The organism is Pseudomonas sp. ASL4, from assembly GCF_056680395.1.
The window spans coordinates 1145774-1161430 of the sequence record NZ_CM155280.1; the positions used below are offsets into that span (position 1 = coordinate 1145774).

The window sequence follows — 15657 nt, forward strand, 5'->3', positions numbered from 1 at the left end:
GATATCTAATGAATTAATATCAAAAACAGAGGTGGACTGTCGTTTTTGGAATAAGCCAGTGCCGCTCTGGGGAATGCGCCTGACGGAATCAGGACGTAAGCGGTCGCGGGCGGACGAGAACGGTCACACTTTTTTGTTAGCGTCGATCTCTTTGAATCAGGGTCTCTCTACAAGGAAGCATGCAGATGAAGTTCGCACCGAAAATGCTGGCTGTCGCACTGGGTTTAGGATTGGGCTTGAGCCTTGCGGGCCAGGCGTTCGCGACTGACCTGAAACACTGGCCAGCCGATCAGGCCAAGGCACTGGACGCGATGATCGCGGCCAATGCCAACAAAGGTAACTTCGCGGTGTTCGACATGGACAACACCAGTTACCGCTACGACCTCGAAGAGTCGTTGCTGCCGTTCCTGGAAAACAAGGGCCTGATCACCCGCGAGACCCTCGATCCCTCCCTGAAACTGATTCCGTTCAAGGACACCGCCGACCATAAGGAAAGCCTGTTCAGTTACTACTATCGCCTCTGTGAAATCGACGACATGGTTTGCTATCCATGGGTCGCCCAAGTGTTCGCAGGCTTCACCCTTCAAGAGCTCAAGGGTTATGTCGATGAGCTGATGGCGTCCGGCAAACCGGTGCCGAGCACGTATTACGACGGCGATGTGGTCAAGAACATCGACGTCCAGCCACCGAAAGTCTTCACCGGCCAGGCCGAGCTTTACAACAAGCTGATGGAGAACGGCATCGAGGTCTACGTGATGACCGCCGCCTCCGAGGAACTGGTGCGCATGGTCGCGGCCGATCCGAAGTACGGCTACAACGTCAAACCGCAGAACGTGATCGGCGTGAGCACGCTGCTCAAGGACCGCAAGACTGGCGAACTGACCACCGCGCGCAAACAGATCACTGCTGGCAAGTATGACGAGAAGGCCAACCTCGGCCTGGAACTGACGCCATACCTGTGGACACCGGCAACCTGGATGGCCGGCAAGCAAGCGGCGATCCTCACCTACATCGACGAGTGGAAAAAACCGGTGCTGGTGGGTGGCGATACACCGACCAGTGACGGCTACATGCTGTTTCACAGCGTCGACGTGGCCAAGGGTGGCATCCACTTGTGGGTCAACCGCAAAGACAAATACATGACTCAGCTCAACGGCATGATGGCCAAGCACGCTGCGGCTCAGGCGAAAGAAGGCTTGCCGGTGACGGCGGACAAGAACTGGGTGATCGTCAAGCCTGAAGAGATTCAGTAAGACGGGCTCGCTTCCACAAGATTTGTGTAAGGCCACAATATTGTGATCGACACAAATCCCCTGTGGGAGCGGGCTTGCTCGCGAAAGCGGTGTGTCAGGCAACAGTGATATTGACTGACACTCCCTCTTCGCGAGCAAGCCCGCTCCCACATCTATGGTTCCCCCCTTTTCTGCAATACTGTTTTTGATGATGTGTTTGGCTTGCTTTCATCTATCCGGCGTCTGAGTGGAGGTTGGTCCATTCGCGCCTTGATGAGAATCGATGCCCGGCGATCCTAATTACTTGGACGGCCTTTCAGCCGTGTGGGAGCTCAGGGTTTTCGTCAGGCCGGTTGGCCGTTCACGTCATCTGTTATCCAGCATCGCAAACCAGGTGGGTGGTGCTCGGGTGACAGCGGGGTCAGGCGTTCATCGCGCCTGGCCCCGCATCGAATTCGGTGTGGTGTGCTGCAATCGCCCAGGCGATTCTCGCCAGTTTGTTGGCCAGTGCGCAGACCACATGATTGGAGTGATGGTTGTCCCATAGCCGTCGGACCCAGTCCGCCAGCGCTCCTTTCTGTCGATCCAACTGCATCAGATAGACGCGGGCACACTGGATCAGCAGACGTCTCTGGTTTCGGTCACCCCGCTTGCTGATGCCTAAAAGTACGGTTTTTCCGCCCGTGGAGTGTTGTTTGGGCACTAGCCCGATCGAGGCCGAATAGCCTCGGCCGCACTTGAACTGTTTGCCATCGCCCAACTCGGCAGCCAGGACGCTGGAGGTGATCGGGCCGACACACGGCATCGTCATCAAGCGAACAGCCAGATCATCTTCAGCGGCTTGGCACTCCACTTCCTTATCCAAAGCCTTGACCTGCTCGTGCAAGTAATTGAAGTGCTCACGCAGCCTGGTCAGTAGTTTTTTGATGGAATCGGGAAGTGGATGCGCTTCAAGCAGCGCTGGAAGATCTTTGATGGACTTGAAGCCTGGGGCCAAGCTGATTCCGACTTCCAGGAGGGCTGCGTGAATCCGATTGACGGTAGCAGTACGTTCTTTGATGAACGAATCACGTGTCGAGTTGAGCATGGCCAGCGCCTGCTGAGCCTGATTCTTAGGCGGCACAAAGCGCATTGTTGGACGAGTTGCAGCCTCGCAGATCGCTTCGGCATCAGCGAAGTCGTTCTTGTTGCTTTTCACATACGGACGCACGAGATGCGGAGCAATGAGTTTGGGTATATGCCCCAGTCTTGAGACTTCCTGCGCCATGAAGTGGGCTCCGCCGCAAGCTTCCATCGCAACGGTGCAGGGTTCGAGATTGGCCAGATGCTGGATGAGCGCCGCCCGATTAAACTTTTTGCGGTAAAGCTCATGACCACGATCATCTTGTGCATGCAGATGAAAGGTGTGTTTTCCCAGATCGATGGCGACAATAGCTACTTTGTTCATGGCAACGGTCTCCGATGAGCCCCCTGTGAAAGCTTAGTGGGTGATCACAGGGGGCGGCGGGGGGAGCCATTTCATTACTTGACCGAGTTGAACGCAAAAAAATGCCCCGCACTTGGCGGGGCATTTTTTTGTTCGACGGTTAAGCCTTACAGCCCGTCGAGCATCGCCTTGTTACGCACAGCACCCTTGTCAGCGCTGGTGGCCAGCAGGGCGTAGGCTTTCAGCGCGGTGGTCACTTTACGTGGACGTTTCTCTACCGGTTTCCAGCCTTTCTGGTCTTGCTCGACCCGGCGTGCCGCCAGTTCTTCATCGCTGATCAACAGGTTGATCGAGCGGTTCGGAATGTCGATCAGCACTTTGTCGCCGTCCTGCACCAGACCAATCGCACCGCCAGCAGCGGCTTCTGGCGAAGCGTGACCGATGGACAGACCCGAGGTGCCGCCGGAGAAACGACCGTCGGTGAGCAGCGCGCAGGCTTTGCCCAGGCCTTTGGATTTCAGGTAGGACGTCGGGTACAGCATTTCCTGCATGCCCGGGCCGCCTTTCGGACCTTCGTAACGAATGATCACGATGTCGCCGGCCTTCACTTCGTCAGCGAGGATGCCGCGTACGGCGCTGTCCTGGCTTTCGAAGATCTTCGCGTTGCCTTCGAAGACGTGGATCGACTCGTCGACGCCGGCGGTTTTCACCACGCAACCGTCCAGGGCGATGTTGCCGTACAGAACGGCGAGGCCGCCCTCTTGCGAATAAGCGTGCTCGACACTGCGGATGCAGCCGTTTTCACGGTCGTCGTCCAGGGTTTCCCAACGGGTCGACTGGCTGAACGCGGTTTGCGTCGGAATACCCGCAGGGCCGGCCTTGAAGAAGTGATGTACGGCTTCGTCGGTGGTTTGGGTGATGTCCCACTTGGCGATGCCTTCAGCCATGCTCTTGCTGTGCACGGTCGGCAGCTCGGTGTGCAGCAGGCCGCCACGAGCCAGCGAGCCGAGGATGCTGAAGATGCCACCGGCGCGGTGTACGTCTTCCATGTGGTACTTCTGGATATTCGGCGCGACTTTGCACAGTTGCGGCACGTGGCGGGAGAGGCGGTCGATGTCCTTCAGGTCGAAGTCGATCTCGGCTTCCTGGGCGGCGGCCAGCAAGTGCAGGATGGTGTTGGTGGAACCGCCCATGGCGATGTCCAGCGTCATGGCGTTTTCGAACGCCTTGAAGTTGGCGATGTTGCGCGGCAATACCGACTCATCGTTGTCGCCGTAGTAACGCTTGCACAGGTCGACGATGGTGCGGCCGGCTTGCAGGAACAATTGCTCGCGGTCGCTGTGGGTGGCCAGGGTCGAACCGTTGCCCGGCAATGCCAGGCCCAGGGCTTCAACCAGGCAGTTCATCGAATTGGCGGTGAACATGCCGGAGCACGAACCGCAGGTCGGGCAAGCGCTGCGCTCGTACTCAGCGACTTTCTCGTCAGAAGCGCTGGAGTCGGCGGCGATCACCATGGCATCGACCAGGTCGAGACCGTGGCTGGCCAGTTTAGTCTTGCCGGCTTCCATCGGACCGCCAGAAACGAAGATCACCGGAATGTTCAGGCGCAGGGCGGCCATCAGCATGCCAGGGGTGATCTTGTCGCAGTTGGAGATGCAGACGATGGCGTCGGCGCAGTGGGCGTTGACCATGTATTCGACGGAGTCGGCGATGATCTCGCGGCTCGGCAGCGAATACAGCATGCCGTCGTGGCCCATGGCGATGCCGTCATCCACGGCGATGGTGTTGAATTCTTTGGCGACACCGCCGGCCCGTTCGATTTCGCGGGCGACCAGTTGGCCAAGGTCCTTGAGGTGGACGTGGCCCGGTACGAACTGGGTGAAGGAGTTGGCAATGGCGATGATCGGCTTCTTGAAGTCGTCATCTTTCATCCCGGTGGCGCGCCACAGTGCGCGGGCGCCGGCCATGTTGCGGCCGTGGGTGGATGTTTTCGAGCGGTAATCAGGCATGGAGCACTCCGGGCGGCTAATCAGGTATCAAAGGGGAGTGAGCTTCTATTGACGTCTGGAACACTCAGAAATGGCCGTGTGTCCGGAAGTTGCCGATGACTTTGCGGGATCGCCGCTTGCCTCAGCCTGAGCTCATAAACCCGCCGGGGGGTGAATGGCGATGAATCCCGCGATTCTACACCGCTGGCGTCAAGAGGGAATGCCGGAAAGTGTTGATCCAGCGCTAACGCAACATGTGGGATGACGACCGGCAACGTTCACCCGGCGGTCAGTACCCGATGGCGTCGGGTAATCAGCGCATTGAGGCCTATACCGGTGGCGCTGAGAAGCAGAAAACTCAGTGCCAGGGTCGACTGCAGGTCGGTGGCACTCAGGTTGATCAAGGCGCTGATCAATCCGCCGAATATGAAGATCAGGGTGTTCCCGGCCGCCGCAGATGTACCTGCCTTGTCCGGAAATACCTCCATGGCTTTGGAGGTGGCGATCGGGCGGGCGATGGTGGTGCCGGCGGTGCAGATGATCATCGGGATCAGGACGGTGAAGGTCGACAGCCCCAGCAACGTTGAAAGCATGAGCATCACCAGGCCCGAAAAGAGGATCAGGCCCAGGCCCGTGAGGATCTGCGTATTGGGTGCTATTCGGCCGCCGAGGAGTCGGGCGACGATGCCGCCGATGATGTACGCAAGGCCATAGAGCAACAGCGTCAGCGAAAACTCGTACGGCGAAAGCTGCAACTGGTCCATGAAGATCAGTGGCGAAATGACGATGAAAGAAAAATGGCAGGCAAAGGCAATCGCGGCGATCAACCAATACCCAAGAAACCCCGCATCGCGATAGACCAAACGGTATGACTGGACAATGCCCTGGCGCATGACATGGGTCGGGCGCTGGTTTTCAAGGAGGAAGCAGGCTTTCAGAAACACGGCACTGGCCAGGGCGATGAAGGCCACAAAGCTTCCGGGCCAGTCCAGGGCTTGTTGCAGCAGCGTCCCGGCCAGTGGCGAAATGGAAATGAAGATCCCGCTGGCAGTCACCATGAGAATCCTCAAGCGATCTCGCTCCTTGCCTTCGAACAGATCTTGAACCAAGGCTTGAGTGAGTACGAAACAACCGCAACCGATAGCCTGTATCACCCGGAACAGCAGGAACCAGGAGTACTCGGTGGAAAGCAGGCAACCTGCCGCGCCGATGATCGAGACCAGCATCCCGGCCAGCAGCAGCCCCTTGCGTCCGATGGTGTCCGACAGCGGCCCGATCAGCAGTTGAGACAGGGCGATGCCGACGGCGAACAGGCTGATTGAAAACGCAATGTCGGCCGAGGTGGTCTGAAAGTGTTCGGCCAGTGCTGGAAAAGAGGGCAACAAAACGTCCAGCGGAAAGACCCCGAGCAGCACCATGGTCATCAACAGGATGACCGCGGCACGACGTTTTTTGAGACTGTCCGCAGATTTTCCTTCATCCATCGAGAAGTCCTGCCTGTGTGAAAAGTAGCTGGTTGCTGCGCAGGTCGAAGAACCCTGCGTTGCGCAATGCCTGGAGCGTAGCGCCAGCGCCTGAACGCGCACGCTGGACGACCGCCTGAATGCCTGTCAATCCGCCAAGGATGTCTGCAATGCAGGCTGCGCTCAGGCCCGCGCTGTGCAGGCTTTCCTTCAGCCATCGCTCATCGACTTCAAAGAACACCTGGATGATGTCCACCAACAGTCTGGCGGCGAACGTGCGCTGACTGCTGGTCAGGGTCAGCCACAGGTAGTGGAACACCTCTGAAAAATAGCGACTGTGGCGCGCCTCGTCCGTGAGGTGATCCCTGAGCATCTCCTGAACGCTGGTCACCAGCGACTCGCGGCAAACGTCGAGCAGTTCCCTGGCGATAATCGTCTCCGATACAAAGCCGACCAGGAACCAGGCCAGTGCGCTGTGCCGGTCCGGGGTTTGGGCGAGCAGAGCGTTCAGCCGGGTGATCCGCTGGGGCATCATTGGACGCTGGGTGATGCCGTAAAAACGGGCAATCTGCTCGGCAAGGCTATTGGAGAACAATGCGTGGAAACCTTCGTCGGTATAGAGCTGCAACGCCGCCGTTTTCATCCGTTGCGGGATGTTGAGATCCAGTTCGCCATGAACGATGGTTTCTACCGCGCGGTTGACGATGCGATGTTCGAGCAGGGTGGTGTAGTCGAGGAAATACACCAGATGGTTGGCCGATAAGCGATGGAGCGTTGATTGGCCCGCCGCCTCGATGCTCGGGTGATTGAGGTAAGGCAGAAACGCCGGGGGAAACCAGTAGCGTGTTTGCAGTTGATGTTCCAGGTCAGCCGGCAATGCATAGGTGTGCTCACTGACGCGCACCGAAGCTCGGGTATTCCATTCACCCAAGGTGAAGCGCTGGGCCCAGGAATCGGGGAAAGGAGAGGCACTGGTCATTGCAGCGGGCCTTGATTGTCCAGCAGCGCTTTCAGCTCCTTGCACATCACTTGCCCGTCGCTCTGGCCGCAGCCGACAAAAAACAACGGTTGCTCTGCGCTGTCTTCGAGCCCCAGCAGCTTTTCGACCTGATCATCAGTCAGCGCCCCGGTAAGCCAGGTGCTCAAACCCAGTGCAGTGGCCACCAGTTGGAAGGTCTGGGAAATATGACCCGCCTCTACGTAAGCCATCCGGTAGGCCCGGGAGTGTTGATACTTCCACCACAACTTGTCGAAGCGCGCGCTGATGAACAGGCCGGCGGGCAGGTTGTTGATGAAGTGTTGCCCACACAGGAGCTGTCCAAGAGGCGAGCCTGGAAGTGTATTGACGAAGCTCAGCGCATGATCGGCCGGATGGTAGGCGTAGACCCCGGGCTCCAGGCCATCGACGTTTTGCACATGAAGAAAACCTTCGCAGGCATTCAACCCGCCACCCGAAGGGCTGCTGCGCCGGGCACCCAGGCCTTCGGCGACCGTTTCATCGATAGCGTCTTCGCGCTCTTTAAGGTACCCGAGGGACAAGTAAAGCAAGGTACTGATGTCGCCGAGGGACATGGCTTCGCCGGTGAAAGAACGGCAGGTCTTACGGCTGACCAGGGCATTGGCCAGGCTATCGACCGGCAGTCCCGAGGGGGCAGGCAGGGTAATCAGTTCGCTGGCCGGGCGGTGCGTGAGTTCGGAACCCGGTGTGCTGGCGGCCAATACTTCATTGCAATGGTCCAGATAGTGTCTCGACCATTCATGGATATTCTGTGGGGCATGTTCGCAAGGTATATTCTTGGTGCCGATATGAAATATCTTTGATAGTTCATCCCAGCCCCATTCGGTAGTGTCTTGTTTTGCAGTTGTCAGTATTCCGGTGTTCAGGAATTGAATGTCTATTGTGTTGTTGTTATCGAATGCTTCAGGGTTGTCGATAAGTTGTGCGAGTCGGGTTGAATATTCCAGGCTGAGTTCAAATTGCTTGTGTTGCCTGTAGTCCCAGACTATTTGGCCGGGTGTACGGGGCAATATGAATAAATCAGGGTTTATATGCATGATGGGCGTTTCACTCTGGGCTGAGCCATGGAAAACGCTGGGTAGCCGGCACTCCCCAGCGTCTCGCTTACTTAACGGGCTTTAGGGGCGACCAGAAAAGCCAGGTTAGCGATTTTGTTGGTTTCCAGAGTAATTGCTTTCATGTTTTTAACTCCATGTAAGTGATAGTGAGTGCCACCTCGTGGTGACAACTCAATCATAGTTTGTAATGAGTTCTTATCAAGGGGAATATCGGTAGGAAACTTCCAGAAATTTTGTGGGAGCTATCTTTGAACTTGAAAAGGCTTGTAGTCTTATTCTTTAGAATAAAAGATGCAGGGAAACTTCCTGCACGTCAGTAGGACGACAAGTGTAAGAAATAGAAAAATTTCAGGGGGGATAAAGCAAGCGGGGAGCCTGTTGGCTCCCCGTCAAACCCGCGTAATCAGCTGTTTGGCAGCAGACGGCAGGTGATGCTCTTGATGTAGCGGGTTTCGGCGATGGCCGGGTGAACCGGGTGATCCGGGCCCTGACCGCCACGTTCCAGCATTTGGATGTTGCGGTCCAGGTGACGGGCGCTGGTCAGCAGGATGTTCTGCAGATCGTCTTCCGGCAGGTGCATCGAGCACGAAGCGCTGATCAGGATGCCGTCCTTGCTGAGCAGGCGCATGGCTTGCTCGTTCAGGCGACGGTAGGCGCCTTCACCGTTCTTCATGTCTTTCTTGCGTTTGATGAAGGCCGGCGGGTCGGCGACGATCACGTCGAATCGTTCTTCGCTGGCTTTGAGCTCTTTCAGGGCTTCAAACACATCGCCTTCGACGCAGGTCATTTTCTCGGCGACGCCGTTCAGCGCGGCGTTGCGCTCGACGCCGTCGAGGGCGAAGGCTGAGGAGTCGACGCAGAACACTTCACTGGCGCCGAACGCGGCGGCTTGCACGCCCCAGCCGCCGATGTAGCTGTACAGGTCGAGCACGCGCTTACCTTTGGCATACGGCGCCAGGCGTGCGCGGTTCATGCGGTGGTCGTAGAACCAGCCGGTTTTCTGGCCTTGAATGACAGGCGCCTCGAACTTCACGCCATTCTCTTCCAGCGCAACCCATTCCGGCACCAGGCCGAATACGGTTTCGACGTAGCGGTTGAGGCCTTCGGCGTCACGGGCCGCGGAGTCGTTCTTGAACAGAATGCCGCTCGGCTTGAGCACTTGGGTCAGCGCTGCGATCACGTCTTCTTTATGAGCTTCCATGGTCGCCGAAGCGATCTGGACCACCAGGATGTCGCCGAAACGGTCGACGACCAGGCCTGGCAACAGGTCCGAATCACCGTAGACCAGGCGATAGAACGGCTTGTCGAACAGGCGATCGCGCAGGGACAGGGCGACGTTCAGGCGATGCACCAGCAGCGATTTGTCCAATGGCAACTTGATGTCGCGCGACAGCAGGCGTGCGCAGATCAGGTTGTTCGGGCTCATGGCGACGATGCCCAGCGGCTTGCCGCCGGCGGCTTCGAGGATCGCCTGGTCACCGGCCTTGAAACCGTGCAAAGGGGTCGCCGCTACATCGATTTCGTTGCTATAGACCCACAAGTGGCCGTTTCGCAGGCGACGGTCGGCGTTGGCTTTGAGGCGCAGGCTAGGCAGGGACATGACGTCGCTCCGGAAAAAAGAGCGGGAGTATAGCGTGTTGTGCAAGGCCCCGGCTTGGCAGATAGACCTGTGGCGCGGGAGCTTCCTGTGGTGAGGGGGCTTGCCCCCGTTCGGCTGCAGAGCAGTCGTTGATTTTGGGCCGGCGTCGCCGTCCAGCGGGAGCAATCTCCCTCGCCACAGACGCTTGCACATCAGCCCGGGAATGACTGGGCAATAGATGAAATTTTCGGCGATCTGCCGGCCAATGTGTCGGATCCAACTTTTTAAAGGTTAGAATCCCCGCCTGTCCCAGAGTGTGTACTTATGTCCCAAGAGCTGAGTTCCGAACAGATTCAACAGTCCCTGCAAGGCATCAGCGTGCCGGCCCAGCCGCAGATCATGGTGGATCTGCAGATGGAACAGTACATGCCCGATCCGGACCTGGAAGTGATCGCGAAACTGATTGCCCAGGACCCAGGCCTCTCCGGGGCACTGCTGAAAATCGTCAACTCGCCTTACTACGGCTTGAGTAACAAGATCGCTTCGATCCAGCGTGCAGTGAATTTGCTGGGCAGCCGTTCGATCATCAACCTGATCAACGCGCAGTCGATCAAGGGTGAGATGAACGACGACACCATCGTGACCCTGAACCGGTTCTGGGACACCGCTCAGGATGTGGCGATGACATGCCTGACGCTGGCCAAGCGCATCGGCTCCCAGGCCGGCGACGAGGCTTATGCGCTGGGCTTGTTCCATGACTGCGGCGTGCCGTTGATGCTCAAGCGTTTCCCCGACTACATGAAAACCCTGGAAGAGGCCTACGCCAACGCGAGTGCCGAATGCCGGGTAGTGGACACCGAGAACCGGGTGTTCAACACCAACCACGCCGTGGTCGGTTATTACACCGCCAAGTCCTGGCGCTTGCCGGAACACATCACCGCCGCCATCGCCAATCACCACAATGCGCTGGCGATCTTCAGTGATGAATCCTCGCGCAACAGCCAGCTGAAAAACCTGCTGTCGATCCTGAAAATGGCCGAACACATTTGCGCGTCCTATCGGGTGCTGGGTAACCAGTCCGAGGACCACGAGTGGAACAGCGTCGGGCCTTTGGTGCTCGATTATGTCGGTCTCTCGGATTACGATTTCGAAACCCTCAAGCAAACGATCCGTGACCTCGGCACTCATCACTGAGGGGCCGGTTTTTCCTGATCAAAGCGTCTGATTCGAGAGCACCATGCCTGAACTGCCAGAAGTCGAAACCACCCGCCGGGGCATCGCCCCGCACCTGGAAGGCCAGCGCGTCAGCCGGGTGATCGTGCGCGACCGGCGTCTGCGCTGGCCAATTCCCGAAGACCTGGATGTGCGGCTGTCCGGCCAGCGCATTGTGCTGGTGGAACGACGCGCCAAGTACCTGTTGATCAATGCCGAGGTCGGCACCTTGATCAGCCATTTGGGGATGTCAGGGAATTTGCGCCTGGTCGAGGTCGGCACCCCGGCGGCCAAGCATGAGCATGTGGATATTGAACTCGAGTCTGGCCTGGCCCTGCGTTACACCGACCCACGCCGGTTTGGCGCGATGCTCTGGAGCCTGGACCCGCTCAATCACGAATTGCTGATTCGCCTGGGGCCGGAGCCGTTGACCGACCTGTTCGATGGCGAGCGCTTGTTCCAGAAGTCTCGCGGGCGCTCCATGGCGGTCAAGCCGTTCATCATGGACAACGCGGTGGTGGTGGGTGTCGGCAATATCTATGCGACAGAAGCGTTGTTCGCTGCCGGCATCGACCCGCGCCGTGAAGCGAAGAGCATTTCCCGGGCGCGATACCTGAAACTGGCAATCGAGATCAAACGCATCCTCGCCCATGCCATCGAGCGGGGCGGCACTACGTTGCGCGATTTTATCGGCGGCGACGGCCAGCCGGGCTACTTCCAGCAGGAACTGTTCGTCTACGGTCGTGGCAGTGAGCCCTGCAAAGTCTGCGGCACAGAGCTGCGGGACGTGCGCCTCGGGCAGCGCGCCAGTGTCTTTTGCCCACGCTGTCAGAGCTGATACGTCCTACGGTCTATAGTCAGTGTTCTCACTGCCTAGCCGAAGGACCGTGCCATGAATTCGTTTCGAACCTTTGTCGTTGTTTTGCTGCTGAGTGCCGGTCTGCCGGCGCTGGCGGCTGAGAGCAGCGGCGGCAGCGGCGACCCGCGTTACGCCATCCAGAACCCACCGGCCTACGCCATGATCGGCGACTTGCTGATTGCCCGACCTTTATTGGTGGTGGCGACAGTGATCGGTGCGGGTGTGTTTGTGGTGTCGTTGCCGTTTACCGCGTTGGGTGGCGGTGTTGGCGATGCGGGGCAGGCGCTGGTGGTTGATCCGGCGAAAGCCGCGTTTGTGCGGTGCCTGGGGTGTACCGGGGATGGGTTTGAGGAGCGCGAGTGAAGTCTCGGTGACATCTTCGGTATGGCTGATGACGCCTTCGCGAGCAAGCCCGCTCCCACAGTTGATCTGTGTTGTTAATCAGTGGGTCTGAGCACAGCAGATCCCATGTGGGAGCGGGCTAGCTCGCGAAGAGGACCGCAAAGACGCCACAGAAACATCTGGCTCACGCCTTACCGGTAATGATCCGGTATTTCGCCATCAACTGCTCTTCAGTCTCTGGATGCGCTTCATCCAGCGGAATGCAATCTACCGGGCAGACTTGTTGGCACTGAGGCTCGTCGTAGTGGCCGACACACTGCGTGCACAGGTTAGGGTCGATCACGTAGATCTCTTCGCCTTGGGAGATGGCGGCGTTCGGGCACTCAGGTTCGCAAACGTCGCAATTGATGCAATCGTCGGTGATGATCAGGGACATGCTAACTCCAGCCAGGGCGGCAGGCCCGGGCGCAATAAACCAATGCGCGCAATTGTGCCGCATTGGCGCCCGCAGTGCACGCGGGCGCGATCAAGGGCAAAAGATCGCAGCCTTCGGCAGCTCCTACTTCTTGAAGCGTTCGGTGAGGGCGTCCGCCACCGCTGGGTGGACAAACTTGGTGATATCGCCGCCCAAGGCAGCGATTTCACGAACCAGCGTCGAGGAAATGTACGAATAACGCTCGGAAGGCGTAAGAAACAGGCTTTCCACATCCGGCGCCAGTTGGCGGTTCATGTTGGCCAGCTGGAATTCGTATTCGAAGTCCGACACTGCGCGCAAACCGCGCAGGAACACGTTGGCGTTCTTCTCTTTGGCGAAGTGCGCCAGCAGCGTCGAGAAGCCGACGACTTCAACGTTGGGCAGATGTTTAGTGACCTCGCGGGCCAGCTCCACACGCTGTTCCAGGGGAAACAACGGGTTTTTCTTCGGGCTGGCGGCGACAGCGATGATCACATGATCGAACAGGCGCGAGGCGCGTTCGACCAGATCGCCATGGCCCTTGGTAATAGGGTCGAAGGTACCTGGGTACAACACTCGGTTCATCGCGTCGTCCTGGCGGGAGTCCGTTGGGGAGTCGGATGGTATCGCAGCCTTCCCGGTCGGGAAAGTCGCCTGTTGGGTAAGAAAGCACTATAGACGATAGGAGAATTCCGGTTTTTCATGGGTTTTTCAGGCGTTCGGCCAGGGAAGTCGCCAGTTGCGCCGTCAGCCCGTAGACCGACAATTGTGGGTTTGCGCCAATGCTGGTGGGGAATAGCGATCCGTCGTGGATAGACAGATTGCTGATCTGATGATGGCGGCCAAGGCTGTCGGTCACCGCGTTTTTCGGGTCTTCGCCCATCGCACAACCGCCCATCACGTGAGCACTGCCCAGGCGTGTGCGGTACAGCTCAAGGCTCAGGCCATCGATCAAGGATCGGGCCTCGGCGAGGGTTTTCACGTAGCGCGCATCGGCGTGCATCGGCATCACCGCTTTGGCTCCACCGGCGAACTGGATCTCGGCCATGCTATGGAACGCACGGCGCAAGCCGTCCCAGGCGTAGGGTGAAACCTGGTAGTCGAGGACCGGCGTGCCATCGCCGCGCAACTCGACGCTGCCCCCGGGACTGTCTGGGTGGAAGCCGTCGCGCAGCAACGCCAGCATGGCGTGGGTGTGGGGCAGGTTTTCCATGTGTTGTGAGTTTTCTTTGCCAAAGCCGCCCAGCAGAGTCGCGGCCAAGGCCGGTTGCAGCGGCGGTACTTCGAGCTTGTAGGACATTTTGCCGGTGGTGCCGTCCTGCCATTGGAAATGGTCGGAATAGATCGACTGCGGCGCACCGTAGAACGGGTTGATCACCTCGTCGAACAGCCCGGCGGACATGTTGACCAAATGCAGGAACGTCCGGGTGCCCAGCCGTTTGTGCGGGTCGGGTGCGTCGGAACGCAGCAGCAACGCCGGGCTGTTGATCCCGCCGCCGGCCAGCACGTAGTGCCGGGCCTTGACCGTGATGGTGCGTCCGGTCGGTGCGACGCAGCGATCGTCCATGGCCACGCAATTGAGGCCGGTGACCTTGCCATCCTTGATCGACAGCTTCTCGGCACGGGCCAGGTAGAGCAGTTCGCCGCCCTTTTCCAGGGTCGCCGGAATGGTCGTCACCATCATTGATTGCTTGGCGTTGGTCGGGCAGCCCATGCCGCAGTAGCCGAGGTTCCAGCAGCCGCGCACATTGCGCGGGATCACGTGCCAGCTATAGCCGAGTTGCTCGCAGCCTTTGCGGATCACGTCGTTGTTGGCGTTGGGCGGAATCATCCACGGCGCGACGCCCAGGCGTTGTTCCATTTTTTCGAACCACGGCGCCATCTCGGTCGGGCTGTGGCCTTTGACGTTGTGCTCCTTGGCCCAATGTTCGAGGGTCGGGTCCGGCGTGCGGAAGCTTGAGGTCCAGTTGATCAGCGTGGTGCCGCCCACCGCCCGGCCTTGCAAGATGGTGATCGCGCCATCCTTGCTCATGCGACCGATGCCTTCCTGATAGAGGCTGGCGTAGGCCTGGTCTTCGAGCATCTTGAAGTCGCTGCTGGTCTTGAGCGGGCCTTCTTCGATCAGCAACACCTTGTAGCCAGCGGCGCTGAGGATTTCGGCGGTGGTGCCGCCACCGGCACCGCTGCCGATGATTGCCACGTCGGCTTCCAGGGTCAGGTCCTGGGTCAATTGCGCGCCGTTGTAGGTTTTCCAGCCACGGGCCAGGCCTTCGCGGAACGGATCGGGTACGGGCATGTTCAGAATTCTCTTTTTATTTTGGATTCAGTCGTGAGGCGGCTGGCGCCTTCGCGGGCAAGCCACGCTCCCACAGGGTTTGAGTCGTTTACAAATGGGCGCTCCGCCACAAACCCTGTGGGAGCGAGGCTTGCCCGCGAAGGGGTCGCCTCGGTCTCAAACGGTCGGTGGCCCCGGATACCCGCAATGCGCCCAGGACTCCTTCCGGCTGTACCACGCCATCATCACCAGTTGTAGCAACGAGCTATGCCCCATGCGCAACAGGCTCAACGAACTGTTCTGCCAACGATCAAGGAAATGCCGGATCTCATCGCCACTGGCGTTTTCCCAACTGCCCCAGATCCCGGTCAGCGGTCCACGAGTCACGGCCATCCCGAGCACATCGAACAGCTGTTGAGTCAGTTTGAGCATTTCCGGTGACAGGTGATTGAGGCCGCTATCCAGGTTTTTCAGGGTGCCGTCGACCGCCGTCGGCATGTTCACTGAGGCCACTGCGCCGTCGAGCATCACCGGGATCAGCGCTCGCAAAAACAACAGGTCGCCGCTGCGCAAAATCGCAAAACCGCTGGCCGGAATGCTCGACGAGCAACCACTGAGGCTGGCCCCCAGCCCGGCGGTGGCGAGAAAGGCGCTGGCGCCCAGGCTGAATTTCAGCAGGCCGCGCCGTGACAGCGCGGGTGTATCGGACAGGCTTGGGCTCATTATTGTTATTACCCGGCGGTGAGGGTTA

The 15657-nt window shown here is 58.8% G+C and carries 14 protein-coding genes; 4 read left to right on the forward strand and 10 right to left on the reverse strand.

What is annotated here, in order from left to right:
- Positions 1-185: 185 nt before the first annotated feature.
- A complete protein-coding gene (locus AC1MEW_RS05060; protein ID WP_201198615.1) occupies positions 186-1253 on the forward strand; it encodes an HAD family hydrolase in 1068 nt (355 codons plus the stop codon).
- Positions 1254-1653: 400 nt separating this feature from the next.
- Here the strand turns inward: AC1MEW_RS05060 and AC1MEW_RS05065 are convergent, their stop codons facing one another.
- The 6 genes from AC1MEW_RS05065 to AC1MEW_RS05090 form a co-directional block, all read right to left on the reverse strand.
- Positions 1654-2679: an IS110 family RNA-guided transposase gene (locus AC1MEW_RS05065; protein ID WP_201256610.1), complete on the reverse strand. Its 1026-nt coding sequence runs from the start codon at positions 2677-2679 to the stop codon at positions 1654-1656.
- Between the two features lie 146 nt (positions 2680-2825).
- Positions 2826-4667 carry a dihydroxy-acid dehydratase gene (gene ilvD, locus AC1MEW_RS05070; protein ID WP_054044474.1) on the reverse strand — a complete coding sequence of 614 codons (1842 nt, stop codon included), beginning with the start codon at positions 4665-4667 and terminating at the stop codon, positions 2826-2828.
- Between the two features lie 257 nt (positions 4668-4924).
- The gene (locus tag AC1MEW_RS05075; protein ID WP_201257185.1) at positions 4925-6130 is read right to left on the reverse strand and encodes an MFS transporter; all 1206 of its coding nucleotides are present in this window, start codon (positions 6128-6130) and stop codon (positions 4925-4927) included.
- Entirely contained in the window at positions 6123-7088 is a 966-nt protein-coding gene (locus tag AC1MEW_RS05080; RefSeq protein WP_201257184.1) for a diiron oxygenase, read from the reverse strand. Before AC1MEW_RS05080 ends, AC1MEW_RS05075 begins: the two co-directional genes overlap by 8 nt.
- Positions 7085-8164 (reverse strand): SagB family peptide dehydrogenase, encoded by a 1080-nt coding sequence (locus AC1MEW_RS05085; RefSeq protein WP_480425585.1) that lies wholly within the window; start codon positions 8162-8164, stop codon positions 7085-7087. The genes AC1MEW_RS05080 and AC1MEW_RS05085 overlap by 4 nt, the downstream gene beginning before the upstream one ends.
- Before the next feature lie 424 nt (positions 8165-8588).
- A complete protein-coding gene (locus AC1MEW_RS05090) occupies positions 8589-9785 on the reverse strand; it encodes a class I SAM-dependent rRNA methyltransferase (protein ID WP_201198596.1) in 1197 nt (398 codons plus the stop codon).
- Between the two features lie 357 nt (positions 9786-10142).
- Here AC1MEW_RS05090 and AC1MEW_RS05095 point away from each other — a divergent pair, with 357 nt between their 5' ends.
- The 3 genes from AC1MEW_RS05095 to AC1MEW_RS05105 are packed head-to-tail and all read left to right on the forward strand — an operon-like array spanning position 10143 to position 12198.
- Complete coding sequence (locus AC1MEW_RS05095) at positions 10143-10958, forward strand: HDOD domain-containing protein (RefSeq protein ID WP_201257187.1); 816 nt, start codon at positions 10143-10145, stop codon at positions 10956-10958.
- 43 nt (positions 10959-11001) lie between these two features.
- Positions 11002-11814, forward strand: a complete 813-nt coding sequence (gene mutM / locus AC1MEW_RS05100) for a bifunctional DNA-formamidopyrimidine glycosylase/DNA-(apurinic or apyrimidinic site) lyase (protein WP_201198594.1) — start codon at positions 11002-11004, stop codon at positions 11812-11814.
- Positions 11815-11868: 54 nt separating this feature from the next.
- Positions 11869-12198 (forward strand): multidrug transporter, encoded by a 330-nt coding sequence (locus tag AC1MEW_RS05105; RefSeq protein WP_201198593.1) that lies wholly within the window; start codon positions 11869-11871, stop codon positions 12196-12198.
- A gap of 163 nt (positions 12199-12361) precedes the next feature.
- Here AC1MEW_RS05105 and AC1MEW_RS05110 read toward each other — a convergent pair whose 3' ends face one another.
- The 4 genes from AC1MEW_RS05110 to AC1MEW_RS05125 form a co-directional block, all read right to left on the reverse strand.
- Positions 12362-12613 (reverse strand): YfhL family 4Fe-4S dicluster ferredoxin, encoded by a 252-nt coding sequence (locus AC1MEW_RS05110; protein ID WP_010466792.1) that lies wholly within the window; start codon positions 12611-12613, stop codon positions 12362-12364.
- A gap of 123 nt (positions 12614-12736) precedes the next feature.
- Entirely contained in the window at positions 12737-13216 is a 480-nt protein-coding gene (gene coaD, locus AC1MEW_RS05115) for a pantetheine-phosphate adenylyltransferase (protein ID WP_201198592.1), read from the reverse strand.
- Positions 13217-13331: 115 nt separating this feature from the next.
- Positions 13332-14927, reverse strand: a complete 1596-nt coding sequence (locus AC1MEW_RS05120; RefSeq protein ID WP_201198591.1) for a GMC family oxidoreductase — start codon at positions 14925-14927, stop codon at positions 13332-13334.
- 156 nt (positions 14928-15083) lie between these two features.
- Positions 15084-15629, reverse strand: a complete 546-nt coding sequence (locus AC1MEW_RS05125; protein ID WP_201198590.1) for a twin-arginine translocation pathway signal protein — start codon at positions 15627-15629, stop codon at positions 15084-15086.
- Positions 15630-15657 lie beyond the last annotated feature (28 nt).